A 5,510-nucleotide genomic window follows, 5' to 3' on the forward strand; every position below is an offset into this window, starting at 1 on the left:
ACCGGAGGCGGCGCGGCGTGCAGCTTGGTCAGACGCTTATCGACGATACGTTCGCAGAGGCCTTTCGCCTGCGCTATGTGCGTTTGATCGTCACGGCGCATGATGCCCATTGGTTGGACGCTGGATTGCGCGCTTTTACCGGCTACGCCAGTTCCGTTATCGCCTGTGACGCCGAAGCGGGCGTCGAGCAATATCTTTCACCGGAGCAGACGCTCGACGGCCGGCTTGGCGCCAGTGTCCTGGTGTTCGGCTTTTCCGCGGAAGGTCTGGCGAAGAGCGTGGCCAACCGCACCGGCCAATGCTTGATGACGTGCGCGACGAGCGCAGTCTACAACGGCCTGCCCGAGGCGGAGGAATGGATTCCGCTCGGCAAGCACATCCGCTTCTTCGGCGATGGGTTTCAAAAAAGCAAGCTGATTGACGGCCGCCGCTACTGGCGCATTCCGGTGATGGACGGTGAATTTCTGGTCGAGGAAAAACTCGGCGTCGCGAAAGGGATCGGCGGCGGCAACTTCATCATTCAAGCGGCGACCCTGCCTGGCGTCCTGGCGGCGGCGCGTCGGGCGATCGAGGCGATCGAGCCTCTGACGAACGTGATCACGCCCTTCCCTGGCGGCGTTGCCCGGAGCGGGAGCAAAGTCGGCTCCAAGTACAAGAAGCTGCCGGCGTCGACCGCCGATACGTTTTGCCCCACGCTGCGCGGCCGAGTAGAAAGCCGTCTTGATCCGCGCACCAACTACGCCCTGGAAATCGTGCTGGACGGCACGGACGAACCCGCGATTCGCGCTGCGATGGCGGCTGGCATCCACGCGGCCGCCGCGCCGGACGTCGTCGCCATTAGCGCCGGCAACTATGGCGGGAAGCTCGGAAAATTCCATTTCCATCTGCGCGAACTGCTATCCTAGCGTGAAGCGTCGAACGATCCGTCGTTCTGCCTTGCTTGACACCCCCGCCTCAGCCATCCAGAATCGATCGAATCCACTCCCATAAGTCCTTCCCTGAATTGCCGATGCGCCACCCAATTGCTGTCCGCCGAAACGTTGTGGGAATGATCTTGGCGATGCTCACCGCAACCGGATGTGGCACTTCGGAATACGAGAACCGCCTCAACACGCAGGGCATCGCCGCCGCGAAGCTCGGCGAGACTCTCGCCGTGTACGAAAAGTTGTGGGGTCAGGACAAGATCTACCCTGGCGATCTCGATTCGCCGACAATTCGGTTGCCGCTGGAAGTGCAGGTTCAATACGCCAAGGGTGCAGCCGACGCGGAGTTCGCCAATCAGCCAATCGCGCCCAACGAATGGTCGGTGCCGAACATGGAACTGCCCGCTCAGCGCGTCTGTTGGCGCGGTTACAAACTGACGAAGCAAAACGCCAACAAGCCGCTCTATGTCTACCTGTGCCAGCAAAAAGTCGGCAAAGGAAAGCCGCTTGTCGATGCCGTGAACGCGCTGTTGCCGAAAGCTTTTCCTGGCAAGCCAGTTACCTGGACGGACGAATCGTTTATCGCGGAGGATGGCGTGACGCAAGTCGCTTGGAAGAAGGCCCACATCACCGGCGACATGCCGTTCGGTACGCCCCCCGCAGGCGAGGAGACGATTCCCGGCACGCTCGATCTCTACGTCCACAATTCCAACGGCTGGGAAGTGCTCGTCGGGTTGCGGATCTCGGACGACTTGGACGAAGTTCTGAAGCTCACCACGATCGTTGCGCCGGCGGTTTGCGGCAGTCTGCAAGTGCCGGCACCGGCCGCGGCGCCCTAATCGGGCGTCGTCACGGCCGACAACCTTTTTCCTGTACACCGCATGAAATCGGCCACGCACTATCTCACGCTCAAGCTGCCGGAGCGAATGGCGTTCGTGAACATCACGCCGGAAGTCGAGGCGATGGTTCGCGACAGCGGCGTGCAGGAAGGCTTGGTGCTGGTGAACGCCATGCACATCACGGCCAGCGTCTTCATCAACGACGACGAACCCGGCTTGCACCGCGACTACAAACGCTGGTTGGAAGAACTGGCCCCGTTCGACGCCTCGCCGGACCGCTACCAGCACAACCGCACCGGCGAGGACAACGCCGACGCGCATCTGAAGCGCCAAATCATGGGCCGCGAAGTCGTCGTCGCCATCACCGACGGCAAACTCGACTTCGGCCCTTGGGAACAGATTTTTTATGGCGAATTCGACGGGCGAAGGGCGAAACGGGTGCTGGTGAAGGTGATTGGGGAGTGAGGCCAACTACTGAGCCAACTACCGACTTCGCTCGTTCCCAATCAACCGCCAGTCATTAGTTCGTCGACAAGTGGAGATCGGAGTTTCGCCTTCAGCATTGAAAACACTATCGCCCGCGAAATTCGGAATTGTCTCCGCCAGGTTGAACTTGGCGGTTCGATTCTGAATTTACGCTCACTGAAAGTCGCCTCTGACGCTCTTGAGTACTACATCCCCGACGTGCTTCGCGAATGTCATCCCGAATGGCGTCACGAAAGCCTTGACGGCGTGTCGCTGGCGTCGGCAAGCAAGCTTGGCGAACACGAGGCCGAGATCTACGGACTCTGTATTCTGATCTCAGACCAGACGCTTGTGCCGATGCACTTGCGGATGCAAGTCGACTCGCAAAGCGATGTCATCAATTGGCTGGAACTCCGCCTCGGTGAAATGACCTCGGACGGAATGCGACGCGTTCCTTACGATTCCCCGAACAATATCTATAAGAAGCTGCATTCGATGGACCACATGGCGAACGCGGATTTGATCGACTGGGCTTACAAGGTCTCGTTTGGCGATCGAAATGCAAAGTCGACGTAACGCAACCGCGGCTACCGAACTGCTTCACGAGCTGATACGCTGTGGTATTGACTCACGCTCTATTTTTCGGTGGTTCCATGCCAAAGTTTGTGATCGAACGCGAAATCCCCGGCGCCGGAAAACTCTCCGCTGACGAACTGCACGGCATTTCGCAGAAATCCTGCTCCGTGCTGAAGAACCTCGGCCCGGCGATTCAATGGGTCGAGAGTTATGTCACCGATGACAAGGTCTATTGCGTGTACATCGCGCCGAGCAAGGACTTGATCGAGCAGCACGCCAAACAGGGCGGCTTTCCGGCCAATCGCATTTCGGAAGTGCGCGGCGTGATCGATCCCACGACCGGCGAGTGAGCCATTCGCCCAGATAGTCACGGGCGGGAATCTCGCCGTGAATCGCATCAAGGCGGGTTGATGTGAAGCTTCCTGCGCCGCTACAATAGGGCCAGCCCCGCCCCGCCTGTTCGACAATGGTCGCCCCGCCATGCCGCATCGCAGCTTCACGCGACAGCCTGTATCGCGACGCTCGTTTCTGGTCGCTTCCGCGGCAGGATTGGGCGGTTTGCCGTTCATAGCGAATGCGGCCACGCAGGAGCGCAATCCGGGCGCGAAAGCCAAGTCGACGATTCTGTTTTTCTTGAGCGGCGGGTCGTCCCACATCGACATGTGGGATCTCAAGCCCGAGGCCCCGGCGGAATATCGCGGGCCGTTTCAACCGATTGACACGAGCGCCCCGGGCGTCCGCATCGGCGAACACTTGCCGCTCGTCGCCAAGCAGGCACATCACTTGGCGATCGTGCGCTCCGTCGGCGCCACGGTGAACACCAACGATCACCACGCCGGTTACTATCACAACCTCACCGGGCATGTACCCGACGCGACGTTCCTTTCGCTCGGCAATAACCGCACGCCGATGCCGGACGATTGGCCGTTCATGGGCTCGGTCGTGGGCGCGCGATTGCCGCAAGGCGACGGGCTGCCGAACGCGGTGACGCTCCCGCAGATGCCTAGCCCCGCGCCGTATACACGGCCCGGACAGTTCGCCGCGCGGTTGGGCGTCGAGTACGACCCGCTCTACGTGTTCGGCGACATCGCCGCGCCACTTAAGTTCCAGACGCCGGCGCTGGTGCTGGAGGGGGACGTCTCCGTCGATCGGCTGCAATCGCGCCAGGCGCTGTTGAGCAGCATCGATCAAGCAAAGCAAGAATTTGAAGCCGGCGCACGACCGCGCCAATGGTCGCAACTCCAGGAGCGCGCGATGACGCTCCTCGGCTCGAAGCAAACCACGGCCGCGTTCGACGTCTCTTCGGAGCCGGAAGCATTGCGCGAGCGTTATGGCCAGAACGTGAACGGCATGAGTCTGCTTCTGGCGCGGCGACTGGTCGAGGCTGGCGTGCCTTTCATCACCGTCTTCTGGATGGAAGACGAAAAACGGCTTCACAAGAAGTGCCAAAGCGCTGGCGGCTGGGATACGCACGCCAACAATTTCAATTGCTTGAAAGACGACTTGCTGCCGGAGTTCGATCGCGCCTATTCCGCGCTGGTGGAAGACCTGCACAACCGCGGCATGTTGGACGAAACGCTGTTGTTGATCACCAGCGAAATGGGGCGCACGCCAAAGATCGGGGACATCCGCTCCGGCGGCACGTATGGCGCGGGGCGCGATCATTGGACGCATTGCCAAAGCGTCGTCCTCGCCGGCGGCGGCATTCGCGGCGGCCAGGTTTATGGTTCTACCGACCGCCGCGCGGAGTTGCCCGCCGATAAGCCGGTCACGCCCGCGCACATCGCCAAGACCGTCTATCACGCGATGGGCATCGACGATCTGCACGCCCGCGACAAGGACGGCCGCGAATTCAATCTCCTGGAAGACGGCGCGCCGCTGACGGAGTTGTTCTAGAACGCGTTGCAACACTCACGGGCGGGCGCCTGGGGCTGGGGCAGGCGATTGAGTCTGTCAATGTCGAAACACTGGGGCATCGTGTCGATCTGTTGAATCATCTTGCCTAGCCCCAGATGTTCGACCATGGAGGCCGCGACAATTGTGCCGCTGCCCCAGGCACCCAGCGCTTTCGATGTGACGTCGTTGAGAGTTTCATCTCGTCGCATTTAGCGTCGTCAATTCTCCCTCGCTGGCGCTACGGGCTAGTGTTGCGTTGCCCTCCGCCCGTCTTGCGGATATTGCATTGTCGTGCGGATAATTGCTGGCGCGTCGTGTTTGACGCGGATGACCATGAACCTTGAGGGCCTACCGGATGCCGCGCGTGTTGATCGTGGGGGGCGGATTCGCAGGTTTGAACGCCGCCAAGGCCCTGGGTCGCGCCGGCAATGTCGAAGTGACGTTGGTCGATCGCCGGAATCATCACCTCTTTCAGCCGCTGCTGTATCAGGTGGCGATGGCCGGCCTCAGTCCGGCCGACATCGCCGCGCCGATTCGCAGCCTGCTTTCGAAGTATCGCAACATCCGCGTGATCCAGGATGAAGTGACCGGAATCGACCTCGCCCACAAAGTGGCAATGGTGAACGGCACGGAGCGGGAATTTGACTACTTGTTGCTCGCCTGCGGCGCACAGCACAGTTACTTCGGCCGCAACGATTGGGAAGAATTCGCCCCCGGCCTCAAATCGTTGGAACAGGCGACGGAGATTCGTCGCCGCGTGTTGACGGCGTATGAGGAAGCCGAGCGCACGAACGATCGCGCAGCGCAGAAA

At 60.8% G+C, this 5,510-nt stretch carries 7 protein-coding genes; all 7 read left to right on the forward strand.

Annotated features, from left to right (window positions below; translation table 11 throughout):
* The first annotated feature begins 17 nt into the window (after positions 1 to 17).
* Complete coding sequence (gene fhcD / locus SGJ19_23280; GenBank protein ID MDZ4783180.1) at positions 18 to 905, forward strand: formylmethanofuran--tetrahydromethanopterin N-formyltransferase; 888 nt, start codon at positions 18 to 20, stop codon at positions 903 to 905.
* A gap of 155 nt (positions 906 to 1,060) precedes the next feature.
* Positions 1,061 to 1,762: a hypothetical protein gene (locus SGJ19_23285; GenBank protein MDZ4783181.1), complete on the forward strand. Its 702-nt coding sequence runs from the start codon at positions 1,061 to 1,063 to the stop codon at positions 1,760 to 1,762.
* A gap of 42 nt (positions 1,763 to 1,804) precedes the next feature.
* Positions 1,805 to 2,227, forward strand: a complete 423-nt coding sequence (locus SGJ19_23290; GenBank protein ID MDZ4783182.1) for a secondary thiamine-phosphate synthase enzyme YjbQ — start codon at positions 1,805 to 1,807, stop codon at positions 2,225 to 2,227.
* A gap of 219 nt (positions 2,228 to 2,446) precedes the next feature.
* A complete protein-coding gene (locus tag SGJ19_23295; protein MDZ4783183.1) occupies positions 2,447 to 2,803 on the forward strand; it encodes a hypothetical protein in 357 nt (118 codons plus the stop codon).
* Positions 2,804 to 2,880: 77 nt separating this feature from the next.
* A complete protein-coding gene (locus tag SGJ19_23300) occupies positions 2,881 to 3,153 on the forward strand; it encodes a DUF4242 domain-containing protein (GenBank protein MDZ4783184.1) in 273 nt (90 codons plus the stop codon).
* Positions 3,154 to 3,283: 130 nt separating this feature from the next.
* Positions 3,284 to 4,699, forward strand: coding sequence for a DUF1501 domain-containing protein (locus SGJ19_23305; protein MDZ4783185.1), 1,416 nt, complete (start codon positions 3,284 to 3,286; stop codon positions 4,697 to 4,699).
* 355 nt (positions 4,700 to 5,054) lie between these two features.
* The coding region (locus SGJ19_23310; GenBank protein MDZ4783186.1) for an FAD-dependent oxidoreductase at positions 5,055 to 5,510 on the forward strand (456 nt) is incomplete at its 3' end.

Source organism: Planctomycetia bacterium (assembly GCA_034440135.1).
Lineage (GTDB): Bacteria > Planctomycetota > Planctomycetia > Pirellulales > JALHLM01 > JALHLM01.

Bases quoted from the DNA above. Each gene is read 5' to 3' on its own strand.
- SGJ19_23285 (MDZ4783181.1), top strand. From the start codon at position 1,061: ATGCTCACCGCAACCGGATGTGGCACTTCGGAATACGAGAACCGCCTC.
- SGJ19_23290 (MDZ4783182.1), top strand. From the start codon at position 1,805: ATGAAATCGGCCACGCACTATCTCACGCTCAAGCTGCCGGAGCGAATG.
- SGJ19_23300 (MDZ4783184.1), top strand. From the start codon at position 2,881: ATGCCAAAGTTTGTGATCGAACGCGAAATCCCCGGCGCCGGAAAACTC.
- SGJ19_23305 (MDZ4783185.1), top strand. From the start codon at position 3,284: ATGCCGCATCGCAGCTTCACGCGACAGCCTGTATCGCGACGCTCGTTT.